Source organism: Mesorhizobium sp. M0159 (assembly GCF_040322295.1).
In the GTDB taxonomy this organism is placed as follows: Bacteria; Pseudomonadota; Alphaproteobacteria; order Rhizobiales; family Rhizobiaceae; genus Mesorhizobium.
Genome location: NZ_JAMYTF010000018.1, coordinates 1 through 17,968, shown reverse-complemented (window position 1 = coordinate 17,968; position 17,968 = coordinate 1). Strand labels below are relative to the sequence as shown.

Annotated in this window: 22 protein-coding genes; 4 read left to right on the top strand and 18 right to left on the bottom strand. The window is 62.4% G+C overall.

Annotated features, from left to right (window positions below; translation table 11 throughout):
* Nucleotide 1 precedes the first annotated feature (1 nt).
* From NKJ32_RS18415 to NKJ32_RS18370, 10 genes are all read right to left on the bottom strand, one after another.
* Complete coding sequence (locus NKJ32_RS18415) at nt 2-784, bottom strand: ATP-binding cassette domain-containing protein (protein ID WP_352458321.1); 783 nt, start codon at nt 782-784, stop codon at nt 2-4.
* Nucleotides 781-1,785, bottom strand: coding sequence for an ABC transporter permease (locus tag NKJ32_RS18410; protein WP_352465286.1), 1,005 nt, complete (start codon nt 1,783-1,785; stop codon nt 781-783). The genes NKJ32_RS18415 and NKJ32_RS18410 overlap by 4 nt, the downstream gene beginning before the upstream one ends.
* Nucleotides 1,786-1,846: 61 nt before the next feature.
* Complete coding sequence (locus NKJ32_RS18405; RefSeq protein ID WP_352465287.1) at nt 1,847-2,785, bottom strand: sugar ABC transporter substrate-binding protein; 939 nt, start codon at nt 2,783-2,785, stop codon at nt 1,847-1,849.
* A 37-nt stretch (nt 2,786-2,822) separates the two neighbouring features.
* A complete protein-coding gene (locus NKJ32_RS18400; protein WP_352828380.1) occupies nt 2,823-3,737 on the bottom strand; it encodes a sugar phosphate isomerase/epimerase family protein in 915 nt (304 codons plus the stop codon).
* A gap of 26 nt (nt 3,738-3,763) precedes the next feature.
* Complete coding sequence (locus NKJ32_RS18395; RefSeq protein ID WP_352828436.1) at nt 3,764-4,852, bottom strand: Gfo/Idh/MocA family protein; 1,089 nt, start codon at nt 4,850-4,852, stop codon at nt 3,764-3,766.
* Between the two features lie 50 nt (nt 4,853-4,902).
* Entirely contained in the window at nt 4,903-5,964 is a 1,062-nt protein-coding gene (locus NKJ32_RS18390; RefSeq protein WP_352465289.1) for an ABC transporter ATP-binding protein, read from the bottom strand.
* A gap of 1 nt (nt 5,965) precedes the next feature.
* Nucleotides 5,966-7,057 carry an ABC transporter ATP-binding protein gene (locus tag NKJ32_RS18385; protein WP_352465290.1) on the bottom strand — a complete coding sequence of 364 codons (1,092 nt, stop codon included), beginning with the start codon at nt 7,055-7,057 and terminating at the stop codon, nt 5,966-5,968.
* Nucleotides 7,054-8,013, bottom strand: a complete 960-nt coding sequence (locus NKJ32_RS18380) for a carbohydrate ABC transporter permease (protein WP_352828377.1) — start codon at nt 8,011-8,013, stop codon at nt 7,054-7,056. The genes NKJ32_RS18385 and NKJ32_RS18380 overlap by 4 nt, the downstream gene beginning before the upstream one ends.
* The gene (locus NKJ32_RS18375; RefSeq protein WP_254820511.1) at nt 8,010-8,870 is read right to left on the bottom strand and encodes a carbohydrate ABC transporter permease; all 861 of its coding nucleotides are present in this window, start codon (nt 8,868-8,870) and stop codon (nt 8,010-8,012) included. The genes NKJ32_RS18380 and NKJ32_RS18375 overlap by 4 nt, the downstream gene beginning before the upstream one ends.
* A 78-nt stretch (nt 8,871-8,948) precedes the next feature.
* Complete coding sequence (locus NKJ32_RS18370) at nt 8,949-10,562, bottom strand: extracellular solute-binding protein (RefSeq protein WP_352571253.1); 1,614 nt, start codon at nt 10,560-10,562, stop codon at nt 8,949-8,951.
* Between the two features lie 372 nt (nt 10,563-10,934).
* On the opposite strand from NKJ32_RS18370, the gene NKJ32_RS18365 reads away from it, so the two are divergent.
* Together NKJ32_RS18365 and NKJ32_RS18360 are read left to right on the top strand one after the other, a co-directional pair.
* Nucleotides 10,935-11,966 (top strand): LacI family DNA-binding transcriptional regulator, encoded by a 1,032-nt coding sequence (locus tag NKJ32_RS18365; RefSeq protein WP_023675775.1) that lies wholly within the window; start codon nt 10,935-10,937, stop codon nt 11,964-11,966.
* Between the two features lie 172 nt (nt 11,967-12,138).
* Nucleotides 12,139-12,357 (top strand): SIP domain-containing protein, encoded by a 219-nt coding sequence (locus NKJ32_RS18360; RefSeq protein WP_352458312.1) that lies wholly within the window; start codon nt 12,139-12,141, stop codon nt 12,355-12,357.
* Here the strand turns inward: NKJ32_RS18360 and NKJ32_RS18355 are convergent.
* The 3 genes from NKJ32_RS18355 to NKJ32_RS18345 form a co-directional block, all read right to left on the bottom strand.
* Entirely contained in the window at nt 12,354-12,776 is a 423-nt protein-coding gene (locus tag NKJ32_RS18355; protein ID WP_023675772.1) for an aconitase X swivel domain-containing protein, read from the bottom strand. The genes NKJ32_RS18360 and NKJ32_RS18355 overlap by 4 nt on opposite strands.
* Complete coding sequence (locus NKJ32_RS18350; RefSeq protein ID WP_352571255.1) at nt 12,773-14,023, bottom strand: aconitase X; 1,251 nt, start codon at nt 14,021-14,023, stop codon at nt 12,773-12,775. Before NKJ32_RS18350 ends, NKJ32_RS18355 begins: the two co-directional genes overlap by 4 nt.
* 184 nt (nt 14,024-14,207) lie before the next feature.
* Nucleotides 14,208-14,459: a hypothetical protein gene (locus tag NKJ32_RS18345; protein ID WP_023675770.1), complete on the bottom strand. Its 252-nt coding sequence runs from the start codon at nt 14,457-14,459 to the stop codon at nt 14,208-14,210.
* A 273-nt stretch (nt 14,460-14,732) separates the two neighbouring features.
* Between NKJ32_RS18345 and NKJ32_RS18340 the strand changes: the two genes are divergently transcribed.
* Nucleotides 14,733-15,065, top strand: a complete 333-nt coding sequence (locus tag NKJ32_RS18340; RefSeq protein ID WP_023675769.1) for a hypothetical protein — start codon at nt 14,733-14,735, stop codon at nt 15,063-15,065.
* 285 nt (nt 15,066-15,350) lie between these two features.
* On the opposite strand, the gene NKJ32_RS18335 is transcribed toward NKJ32_RS18340, so the two are convergent.
* The 4 genes from NKJ32_RS18335 to NKJ32_RS18320 form a co-directional block, all read right to left on the bottom strand.
* Nucleotides 15,351-15,584, bottom strand: a complete 234-nt coding sequence (locus tag NKJ32_RS18335) for a DUF2934 domain-containing protein (protein WP_352828375.1) — start codon at nt 15,582-15,584, stop codon at nt 15,351-15,353.
* 86 nt (nt 15,585-15,670) lie between these two features.
* Entirely contained in the window at nt 15,671-15,883 is a 213-nt protein-coding gene (locus NKJ32_RS18330) for a hypothetical protein (protein ID WP_352594171.1), read from the bottom strand.
* A gap of 124 nt (nt 15,884-16,007) precedes the next feature.
* Entirely contained in the window at nt 16,008-16,313 is a 306-nt protein-coding gene (locus NKJ32_RS18325; RefSeq protein WP_023675766.1) for a DUF1236 domain-containing protein, read from the bottom strand.
* 342 nt (nt 16,314-16,655) lie between these two features.
* Entirely contained in the window at nt 16,656-16,952 is a 297-nt protein-coding gene (locus NKJ32_RS18320; protein WP_023675765.1) for a hypothetical protein, read from the bottom strand.
* Between the two features lie 167 nt (nt 16,953-17,119).
* Between NKJ32_RS18320 and NKJ32_RS18315 the strand changes: the two genes are divergently transcribed.
* Complete coding sequence (locus NKJ32_RS18315) at nt 17,120-17,395, top strand: hypothetical protein (protein ID WP_023675764.1); 276 nt, start codon at nt 17,120-17,122, stop codon at nt 17,393-17,395.
* Between the two features lie 51 nt (nt 17,396-17,446).
* On the opposite strand, the gene NKJ32_RS18310 is transcribed toward NKJ32_RS18315, so the two are convergent.
* Nucleotides 17,447-17,746 (bottom strand): hypothetical protein, encoded by a 300-nt coding sequence (locus NKJ32_RS18310; RefSeq protein ID WP_023675763.1) that lies wholly within the window; start codon nt 17,744-17,746, stop codon nt 17,447-17,449.
* Between the last annotated feature and the right edge of the window lie 222 nt (nt 17,747-17,968).

The window sequence follows — 17,968 nt, the reverse complement described above, 5'->3', positions numbered from 1 at the left end:
TTCACTTCGCTCTCGTCTCCTTGAGCAGGGCCGACATGTCGGCGCCGGTGATGATGCTTTCCACGGTCAGCAGGTCGGTATCGGCGACCGTCTGCTCGGCGACGATCTCGCCACGGCGCATAACAATGATGCGATCGGCGACCTGGAAGACGTGATGGATGTTGTGGGTGATTAAAAGCACCGAGTGACCGGCATCGCGCACTTCCTTGACGAAGCGCAGCACGCCGTGCGTTTCCTCGACGCCGAGATTGTTGGTCGGCTCGTCGAGGATGATGACCTTGGCGGCAAATTGCATGGCACGCGAAATGGCGATCGATTGGCGCTCGCCGCCCGACAATGTGCTGACCAGCGCATCGGCGTCGAGTTTCTTCGAGATGCCGACGCGCTTCAATAGAGCCGACGCAGCATCGCGCAATCGAGCGAGATCGAGCGGCGCGAACACGCCAAGCCATTTGAGATTGACCGGCTCGCGGCCGAGGAAAAGATTGCGCGCGATGCTGAGATCGGGAGCCAGCGAGGTGTCCTGGTGGATGGTCTCGATGCCGAGATCCATCGCGTCGCGCGTCGAGCGGATGGAGACCTTCTGGCCGCGCACATAGATGTCGCCGCGATCGACGGGAAAGACCCCAGAGATCGCCTTGATTAATGTCGATTTGCCGGCGCCGTTGTCGCCGAGCAAGGCCACCACTTCGCCCTCGTTGAGCGTGAAGGAGGCGCTCTTCAGGGCACGGACGCTGCCGAAGGATTTTTGCAAATTCTGCAGCCGAAGCACTTCCATGATCAGCTCCTGGCGGCGTTCTTCTGCAGCAAAGCGTGCAGGATGAGCATGGCAAGGATGATGACGCCGACGAAGATGTTATAGGCGAGCCCGGGCACGCCGATCAGCACGATGCCGTTGCGGATGCTGCGCAGCATCAGCGCGCCGACGATGGTGCCTAGGATGGTGCCGCGCCCACCGGTCAGCGCAGTGCCGCCGACCACCACCATGGCGATCACTTCGAGCTCGTACCCGGTGCCGGCCACCGGCGAGGCGGCAGAGATGCGGAAGGCGCTGATCATGCCGGCGAGACCGGCCAGCACCGAGGTCAGGATGAACAGCCAGATCTTGACCGCATCGGCCGGCACGCCGCGCGCCACGGCAGCGTTACGGTTCGAGCCGATAGCACTGATCCAGTTGCCGAGCTTGGCGTAGCGCAGCACATAGATCGCCAGTAGCGACAGGCCAATGAACCACCACAGCGAGGTATAGAAACGGAACGTTCCGATATTGAAGCTGCCGGCCAGCAGCGTCACGAAGAAGCCTGGCTGGTTCCAGGATTTCAGCGGAAAGCCCTGGGTGATGTAAAGCGCTGCCCCACGCACGACGAGCAGCATCGACAGTGTCACCAGGAAGGACGAGATGCCGATCTTGGTGACGATCAGCCCGTTGATCGCACCGATCGCTATGCAGAGCAGCAGGCCGGCCAGCAGCGCGACGCCAATATCAAACCCGCCGTTCTGCACCAGCAGCATGACGACGACCGGCGCCAGCCCGAATACGGCACCGACCGAAAGGTCGAACTCGCCCGCCGTCAGAAGCAGCGTCATGCCGAGCGCGATGATGCCGAGCTCGGGCAGGAACGCCATCATGTTGGAGATGTTGAGCGGCGACAAGAAATTCGCGTCGGCGATCGCGAACACCGCCAGCAGGACAATCAGGATGACGAGCGAAGAGAACTGCGGCGAGCGCATCAGGCTCGACCTGCGTTTGGCACGCGGCATTTCCTCTTCTGCGGCAATTGTCATGACTGTTTCGACCATATTTCAAGGTGACGCCCGCCGCCTGCGCGGCGAGCGTCAATTTCAATCACTTGTTGTAGAGTTTCAGGATCGGTTCGACGCTCGACGCGTCGTAGAGGCTGAAGGTGTGAATGTCGTAGCCGATCGGTTCGCCAGCGGCGGCGAGCCCGAGCAGCGCCACCGGCATGAAGCCCTGCGCCGAGGGAAACTGCCAGGCAGCCGCGTTGATGAACCCAGACTTCACTGACTCGGCCGTTTCCTTCGAATTGCCCCAGCCGACGACCGGGATCTTGCCGGCCGGCACGCCGGCGCCGTCGAACACCCGCTTGACGCTGGCCGCAACGGAATCGCCGAGCGCGATGATCGCCGGCGGGTTGTTGGCCACCATGTAGTCGGTCATCTTGGCGATGATGCCGGCCGGATCGGTGCCGCAATCGACCACATCATATTTGATGCCGAGCGGATCGAAGACGCTGGCAATGCCTTCGGTCTCGAGCTGCTGGTAGCTGGCGCCCGGCACTTCGACCGGCAGGAACACCTTGTCGCCCTGCTTCACCATATTGTGGTCGACCAGATATTTCGCCCAGATTACACCGGCTTCCTTAAGGTCGGCGCCGACATAGGCCTGCCGGCCGGTCGCCGGATCGTCGGTGTTGAAGAACACGATCGGGATACCGGCCGCCTTCGCCGCCTTGACCTCCTCGGTCCACAGGCCGGGCTGCGCCGAGGTCGTGGCGATGCCGTCCGGTTTGGCGGCGAGTGCGGAGTTGAAGGCCTCCTTCTGCGCCGCCATGTCGCCACCGCTGAACGAGATCTTGCAGGTCACCTTGAGCTGGTCGCAGGCCTTGGTGGCGCCGGCATTCCAGTCGATCCAGAAGGCATCCGACGGGCCGCCATGCGACAGCAGGTAGAACGTCTTCTGGGCGTCCTGTGCCAGCGCCGAGGCCATGGTCACGCCGGCGAGCACGGTCGCCGCAGCCGCGATTTTCAACGCGAATTTCAACATTTCTCTTCCTCCCTTGTTTCGTAGCCGAACCGCGCCATCACAGACCGTTGGTGCGGAATTTCCCGTCGAGGAATTTCTTGGCGCGCGGCACGTCGTCTTCCGAAAGATGTTCGATGATGACCGGGATGTTCGGGTGCTTTTCGGCCAGCCGCTTGAGATAGAGGTCGTAGTTCAGCGAACCGAGACCGGGCGCCGGCAGCTCGATCTCGCCGACGCCGCGGAAAGTGTGGCTCTCCAGCGCGTCCTCGTCGCCGATGTCTGCGTGCTTTTCCGACTTGTCGCCGCCGGAACGCTTGACGTCCTTGGCGTGGGCAATCTTGATCTTGTCGGTCAACGTGTCGAACACCTGGTTCAGGATCTGGTCCATCCTGTCGATGTTGTGCGTTTCGAAATAGTTGGTCGGGTCCATCAGCAGGCCGAGGCCTGGGTGGTCGACCTGCGCGACCATCCTCACCGTCTCCTCGACCGAACCGACGACATTGTTGACATAGGTTTCGAGCAGGAAGACCGCGCCGTGGTCATAGGCGGTCTGGGCAAGGTCGGCGATGACCTTGCGGCATTCCTCAAAACCTTCCTCGGTCTTGTTCTTCGGGTGATGCACCCAGTCGGACTCGGTGTTGTAGGTACCGGTTTCCGAGATCACGTAAGGGGTGCCGAAATGGCGTGCGTTGCGGATGATCTCCTTCAAATAGCCGACGCGCCGCTCGCGCTCGCCCAGGTCCGGATGGATGATGTTGGTATAGCCCGATACGCAGCAGATCGGCAGATTGTGATCGCGAAACGTATCGCGGACGGTCTTGGCCTTGTCCCTGGTGATCTGCCCGGCCGACAGATCTATGTCCTTGAAATGCAGGTCGAGCTGCACGGTGTTGAAATCGAGCGCACGGATCTTCTGCGCGGTTTCCTTGAGGCCATACGGGAAATAACCCGTGAAAATACCTGCCTGCATCATGGTGTGAAGTCCTCCCTGTAAGTAATTCAGTCAGTTGATATTTCGGAAAGCTTGACCGTCCGGCCCATGTCGATCGAGCGGTAGCCGGCTTCGACCAGAGCCATGGTCTTGACGTTGTCCGCGACCGATAGCGCCGGCGGCTCGCCCGTCTTAACCGCGTGCTGGAGCTGCTCCATGACGCCGATGAAGGCATGCGGGAACCACATCGTGTCCCAACTGGGCGTCACCCATTCACCACCGGTGGTCTCGGTCGAGGCATAGGTCAGCGTCGAGGCAGAACCTGTCGGCCAGCCGATGGTGCCCTTGGCGACGCCCTTGGTGCCGTCGACGCGCCAATTGATGTGCTGGTCGTCCTTGTAGCCCTCCTGGCGCGGACCGGACCAGACATCCTCAAGCGATACGGCGAGCACGCCCGACGGGAACTTTATCGTCGACACGGTGATGCCGTCCGAATGATCGAAGCGGGTGCGCGGATCCTTGCGGGTCAGGCTGGTGATCTCCAAGGGATCGCCGAACAGGAAGCGCAATACGTCGAGATGGTGGACGCTCATATTGGCGAGCGTCAGCCGGTCATAGTCCTCGAGGAAGCTCTGCCAGTGCGGGATCGCATGCATGTCGATCTGGGCGAAAACGATGTCGCCGAGCGCGCCGCTGTCGATGATCTGCTTCAAGACGCGCATCGACTGGTCGTAACGCATGTTCTGGTTGACCGAGAGGATCTTGCCTGCCTTGGCCGCCTCGTCGCGAAGTTTGACTGCCTCTTCAAGGGACAGCGCCAATGGCTTCTGCGCCAGGATCGCCTTGATATGTGCCTGCTTCAGAGCATGGCGGATCAGCGCCGGCTGCTTGTCCGGCGGAAAGGCAAGGTCGATGATCTCGACGTTCTTGTCCTCGATGAGCTGTTCCGGCGTGTCGTGGACGGTTGGGATATCCCAGCGTTTGGCGACCTTCTCGGCGCTGGCCTTGGTCCGCGAGGCAATCGCCACCACGGGGAAACCGGCTTCCTTGTAGGCGGCAAGGTGACATTCGGCCATGATCATGCCGGCGCCGACGCAGCCGATCCTGTATTCTCTGGTGCGGACTTTAACGTCCGGCTCGAAGCCGTTGCCCACCATTTCTTGGCTTGCCATATATTCCTCCCGAAGCTCGTTCCTTGCAGCCACCGTCATCTTGCCAGCGCTCCGCCGCCTTGCCCGAAATAATGCACCCTGCCCGGCTCGCAGGATATCGCCACCATCGCGTCCGGCCTGATGTCCGGCTGGCCGCGCAACAGCGCCCGCAGACGCGCCTGCCCGGCGGCGAGCGTCACAACCGTGTAGCCGCCGAGCGGCTCGACCTCGAACACTCGCGCCGCGCGGCCCGCGCCCCCCTCCGACCAGGCCTTAACCTTGATGTCTTCCGGCCTGAGTCCAATTTCCACGGCATCGGCCGGGGCGCCGGTATCCGCGATGCGGATCGTGCCTTCCGCCGCCTCCACGCCTTCAGCGCCGTGCACCGACTTCAATATATTCATCATCGGCGAGCCGAGCAGCCGCGCCACATAGGTGCTGGTCGGCCGGTCATAGATCTCGGCCGGCGCGCCGATCTGCCTGATCTTGCCGTTCTCCAGTATGGCCATGCGGTCGGCGACCGACATCGCCTCTTCCTGGTCGTGCGTGACATAGATCAGCGTCTTGCCAAGCTCGCGCTGGATGCGCTTGAGCTCGACGCGCGTCTCCTCGCGCAGCCGGGCGTCGAGCGCCGAAATCGGGTCATCCATCAGATAGGCGGCCGGGTCGCGCACCAGCGCGCGGGCAATCGCCACGCGCTGCCGCTCACCTCCGGAAAGCTGTGCCGGCGGCTTGTGCAGGATATGGCCTATATGCAGCTTGGCTGCGACGTCGGCGACGCGCTCTTCGATCTCGGCTTCGGCGACCCGGCGTTCGACCAGCGGAAAGCGGATGTTGTCGCGCGCGCTCATATGCGGAAACAGCGCCAAATTCTGGAACACCATGGCGACGTTGCGGTCGGCCGGCGACACTGTGTTGACCGGCTTTCCGCCGATCAGGATCTCGCCCGCGTCCGGGGTTTCCAGCCCGAGCACCAGACGGAGTATCGTCGACTTGCCCGACAGCGGCGGCCCGAAGAAGCAGAAGAACTCGTTGTCGTTCACCGCGAACGACGCATCGTCGACGGCAAGCGTGCCGCCATAGCGTTTTGTCACATTACGGAAAACGATATCGGCCATCTCAACCTGCTCTCAATGCAAGACCGGAGGCGGCGTCGAAGACGCGCACCGCCTCCGCCGCAGGCGCGACGACAGCTGTCTGCCCGATCGCCAGCCCGACATCATTGTCGAACACCGCCTTCACCGCAGTCTCGCCGTCGCCAAGGTGGATGATGGTGCGCGCGCCGATCCGCTCGACGAAACTCACCGGCATGGACAGGCCACGGCCACCTTCAGCCAGCGTCACCTGCTCCGGTCGAAAGCCATAAAACACCTCGCCGCGCATCCTGGGTACGGCATCGGCGATCTCGACCGGCAGCGGCGGTGTCACGCCGAGCGGGCCGAGATCGATGACCAGACCACGGTCGCTTTCCGCCGGCCTGCCCTTGAGCAGGTTCATGCCCGGCGCGCCGATAAAGCGGGCGACGAAGACATTGGCCGGATTGTTATAGACCTCGAGCGGCGTGCCGACCTGCTGCAGCACGCCGTGGTCCATCACCGCGATGCGGTCGGCCATGGTCATTGCTTCAAGCTGATCGTGGGTGACGTAGACCATGGTCTGCCGGAACTGCCGCTGCAACTGCTTCAGTTCGGTCCGCATCACTGCCCGGAAGGCGGCGTCGACATTGGAAAGCGGCTCGTCGAGCAGGAAAATCGCCGGCTCCATGATCGCCGAACGGCCGATCGCCACCCGCTGCAATATGTTGACCGACAGTCTGTCCGCCTTGCGGTCGAGCAGCGGCGTCAGTTGCAGCATCTCGGCAATGGCGTCGACACGGCGGCCGATCTCGGCCTTTGGTGCGCCGCGCATTTTTGGCCCGTAGGCGAGGTTCTGCCGCACGCTCATATGAGTGAAGATCGCATAGTTCTGGAAGACGAAGCCGACGCCGCGCCGCCCCATCGGCACGCCGGCCATGTCGCGCTCGCCAAACAGGATCTTGCCGCTGGTCGGCCCTTCCATGCCGGCGATCATGTTCATCGTCGTCGACTTGCCGCAGCCAGACGGCCCGAGCAGCGCCATGAACTCGCCGTCGGCAATGGCCAGGTCCATCGTCTTCAGCGCGGTGAAGTCGCCGAATTTCTTGACCAGGTTCTGCAGGTGGATGGTGCTCATGCCGCCACCTCGCGTACCCGGGCCATGCGTTTCATGGCAAACACCGCAGCGACGGACAGCACGATCAGTATGGCCAGCGCGATTGCCGCCACATAGCCCCAGATCAGGTCCTGGGTGGTGAGTTTGTAGATGTAGACGGAGATGGTTTCGGTAGCGACGCCGGGACCGCCGCCGGTCATGATGTAAAGCATGTCGAATATCTTGAAGTTCTCGATCACCCTGATCGCCAGCGCGATGATGATGATCGTCTTCATCTTCGGCAGCACGATGGTGACGAATCGCTGCCACGGGTTGGCGCCGAGCAGCGTCGCCGCCTTGATCTGGTCGTCGGGCACGCCGACCAGGCCGGCAAGCAGGATCAGGAACATCAGCGGCGTCCACTGCCAGATGTCGGCGACCATAACGGCGATGAGCGCCAGCGTCGGGTCCGACAGCCAGGCGATGGTGACGGGAAAGCCTGAGATCGCCGACAGGATGTCGTTGACCGGGCCGCCCGACTGAAACAGCATGAAGAACATGTAGCCGGCCACCGCCGGCACCACCATCATCGGCATCAAGAGGATCGAGTAGAAGATCCGCTTGCCGGGGAACTCGTCGGCAAACAGTGTCGCGAGCGCCAAGCCGAGCAGGAACTCCGCCGGCACGCAGACGATCATGACGATGGCCGTGCGCTTCAGCGCGCTCCAGAAGCGCGCATCGGCGGCAAGGTCGGTGTAGTTGGCGAAACTGTTCCACATCGACCAGGCGTTCCACCAGCCGGTGCCCGACAGCGGCGACCAGTCGGTCAGGCTGATGTAGAGCTGCATCAGGAGCGGGAAGACGGCGATGAACAGCACCAGGATCTGCGCCGGCAGCGTCAGCCGGAAGCCGAGCTTTGCGCCCTCGTCCGGCAGCACCGACGCCGCTTTGGAGGCTTGCATGTCGCCCTCCGAAATCGTCGCAGTCACCGCGCTCATTGCTTGAGCGCCCCGAAGGTCAGCCCGCGCACCAGATGGCGCTGGATGGCGATGCCCATGATGACAGGCGGCACTGCGGCTATCAGGCCGAGGGCTGCCTTGGCGCCGTAGAGTTGGCCGGTCATCGAGGAGGACAGCGAGGCCATGTAGACAGGGACCGTCACCCATTCGCGCGTCGTCAGAAGCAGCGCAATCAGATAGTCCGACCAGTTGAGGATGAAGACGAACAGCGCGGCACTGGCCAGCGGCGCGCGCATCATCGGCAGCGTGATGCGCGTGAAGACGCGCCACCGCGAACAACCCTCGACCAGTGCCGCCTCCTCGATCTCGCGCGGCATGTCGTCGAAGAAGGTCTTCATCAGCCAGAAGGCGAAAGGCAGCGTGACGATGCCGTAGATCAACGACAGCCCCCACCAGCTGTCGGTGAAGTTGAGGAAGGCCCACATGATCATCACCGGGGTCATGACCGCCATCGGCGGAAACAGGCGAAGCTGGATCAGCGCCAGCGGCAGGTTCTGGCCCGAGCCGAAGCGCGACAGGCCGTAGGCCGCCGCGGTGCCCGCCGACATGGCGATTGCCGTACCGAATGTGGCCGACAGCAGCGACGACAGGATCGGCTTCAAAGCTGTGCGGTCGAGCGCGACGATCAGATTGTTGGTCGATTCACCGAAGACGAAGCGGAAATTGCTGAGTGTCGGGTTCTTCGGCCACCAGGTCAGGTCGGCGCCGGTCGCCGACCATTCGGCGATCGGCTTGAACGCCATCGACACCATCCACAGGATCGGCACCAGCGTCACCGCCATCGCCGCAAGGATCGCGGCATAGCGGAATATCTCGAAAGGAACTGAACGCTTCATCTTGCGGCTTTGCTGGGTCCTTCGTTGCCGAGGGGAAGAGCGACCGCTCCTCCCCTTCTTGGTAGGATCCTGGAAGGATCAGGCGATTGGATCGAGGACGGTCGGCCAGGCCTCCTTGTTGGTCTTGATGGCTTCGAGAAGCTTCTCCTCGCCGGTGCGGCGGGCAATCTTCTTCCACTCGGCCTCGGTGTCGGCCATCGCCTGCTCGGCTGTCTTGGCCTTGGTCAGCGCGGCGACGAGGTTCTCGTCCAGCGCGTTGTGGAAGGCGGTGGCGCCGGGATAGTTGATGGTGGGCACGGTGCGGGCGACCGTCTCGCGCACCACGTCCATGTGGTAGGCGTGATAGGTCTGGCGAACCAGCGGATCCGAGAAATCCGATAGTCGGAACGGATCGAAGTAGCCGCCCGGATTGGCAGTCATCCAGGCGTAGATGCGGCTTGAGCCCAGCCACTGCAGGAACAGGTAGCAGGCCTCCGGATTCTTGGCTTGCGAGGACACCGACGCCGACAGATTGAGCCACAGCACCGACCGGCTGACCAGCTTGCCGTCGATTTCGCGGCCGGGCGGCAGCATCGAGCCGATCTTGCCGGTGACAGCTGAATCCTTGTTGCCGGCATTGTCGAGGAATTTCGGCAGATTGGAGAAGGCACAGGTCATGGCCGCGCCGCCCTTGGCGAAATTGCCGTACTGCTCCGGCCAGCCCCAGGAGATCGCATCCGGCGAATGATGCGACAGCGACGCAATGTACTCGCTGGTCGCCGCGATACCTTGCTCCGAATTGATCAGCGGCTTGCCGGCATCGTCGAACAAGAACTGATTGGGCGAAGCCATTGAGACATAACGCTGATACCAGTTGGTGTAGCCCCAGCCCTGGTTGCGCAGATCGGTCGAGCCGAACAGGCCCTTGTCCGGGCGCTGGAAGAAGGCCGCGATCTCGTCATGCTGCTTCCACGTCTTCGGCGCCGCCAGTTCATAGCCGTTTTTGTCGGAGAAGGCCTTCTTCTCGTTTGCGTCGCCGAACAGATCGGTGCGGTAGACCCAGGTCTGGAAGTCGCCATCCAGCGACACGCCATAGGTCGAGCCGCGGTACTGGTTGAGTAGCGACACGCCCTTGGCGCCATTGACGTAGCCACGCTCGGGATCGTCCCATTCCGGCTTGTACTGCGCGACGAAGTCATCGAGCTTGAGGATGCCCCCGGTTTCGGCGAGGTCGCCAAGGCGGTTCCATTCGACCGCGTAGATGTCATACGCCCCACCCTTGGTGGAGATGTCCTGCATCGTCTTGGTGAATTCCTGGCCGTTCGGCACACCGACGATTTCCAACGGAATGCCGGTTTCCTTCTCCCAGAGATCCTTGATCGACGGCGCGCCGGCCGGAAACGGTTGGGTTAGCTGGCCGATCGAGCCGTCGGACAGGCCAAGCACGATCTTGGCCGGCGCCTTGCCGGCGCCCTTCATCGCCTTGGCCGCCTCGATGGCGCGGCCCTCGGGCGTGTCGGCGCCATACTGGTAGCGCTCCGAACCGTCGAAGCCCGTCGGGCCACCGATCATGCCGGGCGCCAGGGCATCGGCCGCATAGGCACGGCTTGGGCGAATGAATTTCGGTGCAATACCTGCGGCGGCAACAAGGACTGCCGCCTTTCCACCGGACGCCAGCAAACGGCGCCGCGACACGCGGATCAAATTCGACATTGGAACTCCTCCCTCAGGGCCTTGTTCCTCCACGGCCCTTATGATGGATATTGACGGCACTATACGAAGGCTGTCAACATCATAAATAATCAAAATACATCATAACATCTCATGGGAGGGGAAGAATGGCGTTTGTAAAGGCTCTCATACTGAAGCCGGTGCTTGAATTTGAGGGAGCCCGGCTGCCCACCTCCCCGCTTTGGTCTGCTTGGGCATTTTGGTGTAGCGCAGCGGCTTGCGCATCGGCCAAGGCCAGTTACATCATTTCCCATCAGAATCGCGGACGGCGATGAAGCCGCTCTCCGACGGTGGACCCATGAAATGCGTGATCTCGATGCGCCCCTGGCGCGTTTTGGAATGAGGTGATCGACAGTGCGGTCCACCCTGACAGACATAGCCCGGGAGGCCGGCGTTTCGGCCGCCACGGTCGACCGTGTGCTCAACAACCGCGCCGGGGTCAGGGCGCGCACCCGCGAGGTCGTGCTCGAAACGGCACAGCGGCTTGGCTATATCGCTGAAAATTCGAACAATCCGAACCAGCGCAACGCGGTTACTGGCGAGGTCATACGGCTGGATTTCGCCCTGCCCGCCGGCACCAATTCCTTCATCAAGATGCTACACCGCCAGATCGAGGCGCAGGCGCAGGCGCGGCCCGACCTCGACGTCCGCGTCGCTACTATCGAAGGCTTCAATCCGGACCGGCTTGCCCGTCTGCTGCAGGAACTGCACGGGCAGACGCAGGGCGTTGGTGTGATCGCGCTCGACCATCCAACTGTGCGTGAGGCGATCCGCTCGCTTTCGGCCAGCGGCGTCAGGGTCGTCACCATCGCTTCCGACATCCTGCATGTGCCGAGGGTTGCCTATATCGGCATCGACAACCGCGCCGCCGGCCGGCTCGCCGGCTACCTTCTCAACCGCTTCATGGGCGCAGGGCGTCCGGGCAAGGTCGCGCTGTTCGCCGGTTCGCTCTCCTACCGCGGCCACGAGGAGCGCGAGATGGGCTTCCGCCACATACTGGCGGAAGAATCGCCCAATCTGCAGATCGTTGAGATGCGCGAGATGCTCGACGACCGGGAGAAGGCCTATTCGGAGGCCTCCGCCCTGCTCGACCGGCACCCGGACCTGGCCGCCATCTACAATGTCGGCGCCGGCAACACCGGCATCGCCCGCGCACTCAAGGAGCGCGGGCGCGCGCTGTCGACGGTCTTTCTCGGCCATGAGGTGACGGAAGGCACGAAGGAACTTCTGCTCGACGGCACGCTCGACGCGGTCATCGACCAGAACCCGCGTGTCGAAGCCCGCGAGGCGCTCAACACCTTGAGCCATGCGGTCAGGGGCTTGCCTTACGAATTGCACCAGCCAAGACTGCAGGTGATTTTCAGGGAAAGCATCCCGGAGATCTGAAAGAAGGACCGAAGCCGATCATAGATGCGCCGCCCAATACGAACAGCGCCTTCGTCTCCGCCGCCGGCGACGACCGTCTCGGCGGCCAGTGCCTTGAACCCGCAAGACGGCGCAAGGACAGACACGCCATCGGCAGCATAACCGTCATGCTGCCCGATCGAAACCAGCGCATGTGCCCGCGCCCGCTATCACTGCCGACCATGCCATTTCGCTCCTGTGGGTAAGGTTGCTCGCATGGCCGACCGGTTCGGCATTCGGCTGGTTCGCGGCCGAAGCGGCAGCCGCCACGACGGTGCGCGAACACTGGCGCGGCACGCTGGCGCTCGGCCGCAACGAAACACTGGCGGCAGCCTACTGGCGGCGGGGCGCGGCGGGACTGATGGCCGGCTAGAGCTTGCTCACCATCGCTTGCGCATCTTCGCCCAGACCGATTGCGATCCGGTCGCCGGAGACAATGCCTGACATGTCGCAGACAACCAGCGGCATGCTGATTTCGTAGAGGAATTCGGCAACGATGGCGCCGACGGCAAGGATCGGGTCCGGCCGCTCCAGGATAATGCCGGCCGGCGCCGTGCCTCTGCGGATCGCTTCGGCCAGAACCGAAGACGAGGACGACGACCCTCGCCCGCTCGGCATCACCAGGATCTTGCCGGCGATATTGCCGCCCAGGTCCGGATGCGAATGGTCGATGATGTCGCCCGTTTCGACGTCGATCCCGCCCCAGAAGCTGAGCGCCTGCGAAAGCACCAGCGCTGGGCCTTGTGCCGAGCCGGAAAGGTGGAATGTACCGGTTCTGGCCGGCGTCTTCATGGCGCGCCTCGCACGACGCGGCCGGCCGCAGCCGAGCGGACGCAGTCTTCCATGTCACCGAAGGCCACCGAGACACCGATATTGCCAGGTGCGTAATGCGCCCATTTGCCCGAATTGGTCATCACCACGCCATCGAGACGCTCGAGGATCGACGTGACATAGGTGCAGGTGTCGGTGACCGGAACGAGGCCGAAGGCTTCCATGCCGGCCAGTGCGCCTTCGTCCTGCAGCCGCGTCAGCGTCGCGCGCCCTGTGTTGACATAGATTGGGACACCCTTGCCTGGACCGACTTCGCGCAGCAGCGGCAACAGGCGCATCCACTCTTCATGGGAGAAATGCGGCGTGCCTAACGACACGGCTGCAAGCTGCACGCCGTCGGGGACGCTCGACAGCCTGGCCAGCGCATGGTGGATGTCAGCGCGAGAGATCCGGATTTTTTCCTCCGGCGCCAGGCCGTGCAACGCCTCATCCGGCGTCTTCGCCTCCGGCGTGATGCCGACGGCATGAAACAGCGCCACGGCACCCGTCGTTGCCGCCGCCGCCCCCAGCGCCTTCAATTGGTCCTCGTCGCGCGGCTGCGGCAGGCCCGATATGACAGGGATGCGGTCGCGAGCCCTTTGCCCGATGATCAGCCCGACGCCGACAAACAGAGCGTCGCTTGGCTCGAAAGCAGCGTCAGTCAGCTCGAACAGGACCTGGCCTCGTCGATTTTCACTCAGATGCAGCCCCCATGCCGGCGCGCGCCCGGTCATTGCGCAGCACAAATCGATAAAATCGCCATAGCGGTTGGTCCGCGCCCCGATCACCGAATTGGCAAAGACGATGGCGTTGGACTCACCCCAGGCGATCTGCTCGCCGAACCTTGGCCGGAACCGGGTCTGATAGGGTGCGCAGGTGAAGGTCGCCTGGCAGCCGAGTTCCAGATGCGCCTTCATCAGGCGTCGCGCCGGCGTTTCTTGCGACACCGGCATCTTCACCAATCCGGGATGGATGAGGTCGAACGAACCGACGTTCAGCGTCGTCGGCACCCGAACGCGGCCGCCGCCCTCGATCAGCATTTCGACGAAATCGAGGCTGGCCTGGCCGTGATAAAGGCAGCCGTCGATATGGGCACCGGCAATGTCCAGCAATTTGCGCGCGCCGACCGCCTTCGCGAAAGCGACCAGGATCTTCATGGCGGCAGCCGCTGCCGAGCCTTGCTCGCCATGCAGCATCGACTGGTCGCCGGCCGTCAATTCCAGCGTCATCGGCAAATTCCCGAGCCCACACTATGCCGATCGAGCACTCCCTGATTGCGGAGCGTCTGGCAAGACAGAGCTTTGGATCTCTTCTACTTCGCGGCGATCAGCGGACCAGACGTTCACAGCTCATCGCGAAGCAAGAGAGTCGCGAAGCACGGTCGCAGAGCGGGCGATTGCCGCGGAAACGACGCTATTCCTTCTGGGGCACCCCGTCGACTGCCCCGTCGCCATCTGCAGAATGCGGCAGGATGCCGAAGTCGCGCGACTTGGTCCCATGCGCCGCCGTCAGGAAACCATCGGCTGTGAGGCCTCGCCTCAAAAGTTCCCGTACCGCGGCCGACCGGCTCGGCATGCGCTTGTCGAAGCGCCAGTTCTCCAACGCCGCCAGTTCATCGGCGGTCAGCATGATCTGCAATCGTTCCGGGCGTTCCAGTTCGGACATCTCGGCCTCCAGTCATACCAGGCTAAAACTAGCTGAGTTAGCATGTTCCTAATTCTTCGTAGAGTTAGGTATGTTGGCAGAGTACGTCAAGATCTCCAGATGCGTGATCCGTGCAGAAATCCAATGAAGCGGATCAAGCATCAACCGCACAATCGACAAAATACACTAACTATTTGATACTAAATGATTTTTCAAGATTTTCGCTTGTCAATCGCCGACTCTGGGCGCATGGTGAAAGCGAGGGATAAACCGCTCCTGAAGGGAAGGTTTTCCATGCGCTACGGATTTTCGGTTCGCCTGCACGAAGACGTCAGTTCCCGAGTTCGGGCTACATTGCGGTCCGGGATTGCCATCAATCTGACTGCTGTCGCCGAAGCCGCGCGACTGCAGAACCTCGCCGAGAATGTTGCGCGCGAAGACATCGAATGGCTCGTCATGCAAGCAGCCCAGCTCTACGGGGCGGCTATCGAGTTCGACGGCTTCGCGGAAACCGATCTGGCGGAGTTTGCGTGCCCTCAGCTGATGCAAAGAAGCCCCGCCGTGGGCTGGGACGCCTTGGAAGACGGAGCGTCCGCTTCGCCGGATCCTGGCCGTCAAACACACTGAGGCGCGTGCTCGTGTGAGCCCCGCCCTGCTGCCGTCACGTGCAAGGCGGTAAGTAGCCCGCCATTGGGATGGCGGGCTTGGCGCCGACGAATCTCGCGCCTGAATATGAGCTCTGCACTGGCAGGCACGAGGAATGGCTGTTGCCATTGCCTGGGCAGGGCAGTTCCGCCGTGACCGGACCGATCCGGACAAGGCGGCCGGGCCTATACCATGAACGTAGCCTATAATGGATCTGAATTCTGCCGTTTGGACGCGTTCAATCCAAGTCTGCCTAAATCCGCTCGTTCACGCTTTGCGTGGTCGCGCCTTGGGTTTGCTTCCGTCCTTGGTGACGGGCGCCGGCTTAGGCTGGCGTGCTTTCGGCTTCGGCCGGCTGGCGGTCTTCTCTTTCGCGGCGATTTCCGTGTCGATTTCTGTGGTAGCCTGATCCCAATGCTGCTGATGCGCCCCATCGGGCCTGCCTGCCTGTTCCCAGATCGCGTGTGCCCGCTGGCGAATCCGTTCCTCCCTGTCCGTCACTGATACCTCCGTCGGCTCGGTTCATGCGTAAGCAACGCTGTTCTAGCTGAAATTTCGACCCGCGTCTTGAGGCGCAGGCAACACCGTCATTGAGCCTCTCTGTCACACAGGACAGCGACGCCAAGGAGCGCCGCCTTCTTGATGATCAGCCCTTCAAGGTCGGCGTCCGAGCGCTCGGTTCCGGTGCGTTCGCGCAACAGTGCTATCGCCGCCTTCATCGACAGCAGGCCATCGCCTCGTTCAGCAAGCAGTTTGTCGACGGCGGCGGCCACGTTGACCGGCTCGACATGCGGCAGCATGGGAATGGCTCCTTTCCTTGTTTCGAGACGACAGCGGCTCCATCCCGATCGCGCGGGATGGAGCTCTGATTTGGTTATTAGACCGTGACCTTTCCAAACCCGGTTCGCGGTTTGGCAACGCCGATCACTCGATGACCTGCACTATCTTGCGGGTGCCTGGGTCGACGAGCACGGTGCGATTGCCGACGACGACGTATCTGTACCGCACGTCTGGAACATCGATCGGTTGCAGCTCGACCGTATCGGGCAACGTGGAACCGATATTGAGCTCCACCCCCAGAAGACTGATCGACGCAAGCGGGTGCTTGTGGACGTATTCGCGGATGACCGTCTGCTGTTCGGGCGTGACAATCACCTGGTCCGCGGTGGCCACGCCGACGCCGGCAAGCAACGCCAATCCCGCCGCAGCAGGAACAAGGTGGATTTTCATCGTCTACTCCTGTTGTTACGGGCCTCGCCCTTACAATTGCGACGCGGCATTCCGGTCGAAGCGGCGAACCCTCTAGGCAAACGCCCACGCCACCTTGTTGTTCCGTAAGTGGCGGCTAATCGAACACCGGTGAAGTGCCCGCGCGATGCGGCGAATGGACTGCGAATGAACTGCGGTGGCCCGCGTCGCAAGACGCGGGCCGATCGGTTTCCCGATCAGCAGCGATACCGGAGGGGGGTGATATCTACTGCGTCTGAAATAACATTTAGGACAAGCTAATGTTCCTAAGCGAGTGCAACAAACCTGCCGGCGCAAGCGGCGCGAAGTTGCCGCTCGTCGCTGCTACTGCTTTGGCGGCTGTGGCGGCACCTCGCCGGGCTTGATCACCGGGGTCTTGCCCTCATCCGGCGGTGGCGCCGCCATGCCCTGATCGCCCGTTGGCGGGGGCTTCAGCACCCCACCGCATGGCTCGAGCGTATCGGACAAATTGTTGCCGGCCGGCTTCTGCTGCTCGCTGTTCTTGTCGGGCAGCTCGACTTTGCAGCGGTCGGATTGCGCCTGTTCGCCCGGCTGCGCGGCCGCCGGCACCGCCAGCAGCAGCGCACCTAGCATATACGGCAAGAAAATGAGCGGTCTCATGTCGAGCTCCTTTCGCGCCAGTATCTTCTGAATGTGAAGGCGGGCAGGCGCGATTGGTTCCGTCGTGCGGCAATGCGCCCGGACCGCAGCGGCCCGGAACCGGCCGCCAGACTTATGAGTTCAACCACTGAGCCAATTCAGGGCCCCTGACATTATGGAGAACCGCGATGAAACCGCGCAGGAAAGAACGAACCGACGACGAGACGGAGAGCCCGACGATCCAGCAGCAGGACTGGGACGCCATCCGGAGCGGGAGAATCCTCCCTGACGGCGTGCCGCAAAACGGCGATATTCGCTACGACGTCGAGAAAAGCGGCGAACTGCCGGAGGAGGACGACGATAACGCTTACCAGGAAAGCGACGAGGCCTTGCCGGACGACACCGATGAACGCGTCATTTCGCGCGATCTCCAACGGGAAGGTGGTCCTTTCGACGAGGAATGAGCCACCGCCTTCCGCATTCTGCATCGGCGGTCGGATGAAAAACCCTTGCTTTCAGTCCGGGAGGTCGAAGACCGGATCCTGGCAGCGATAGACCGGACATTGACCGTCACGCGTCTTGATATAAGCGGCGCGCGGCACCTGCGGCCAGTCGCATTCATTGCCGAATTGGCGGACGTATCGATCGTAGGTGTTCTGGCCGGTGGTCAGCACCACCGAGCGATGCCTCTGGATCAGAAGCTGTGTCTGTTCGCACGTCATCGCGCGGCTGTCCGGCCGGGCGTGGGCCGTCGCGGCAAACAGAAGCGCCCCGGCTGTCAGGACTGCCGCTTGTGTCAGGACCTTGGCAAGCATGACACCATCTCCCATGCCTAACGCGCATCTTGGTCGGGCAGCGCCGGATCGAGCCGCCCTGTCGCGAAAGAAAGATCGTACAGAATGCGAGGGAAAATGCAAAAAGCCCGCCCCCCCGCATTGGGGGGGGGGGGGGCGAATAAATCAAAAAATAAATAGGGGGGTGTCCGGGGTAGAAAGGAGAAACCAGCCGCAACGCCGCCGCCAGCAAATTAGAAAACT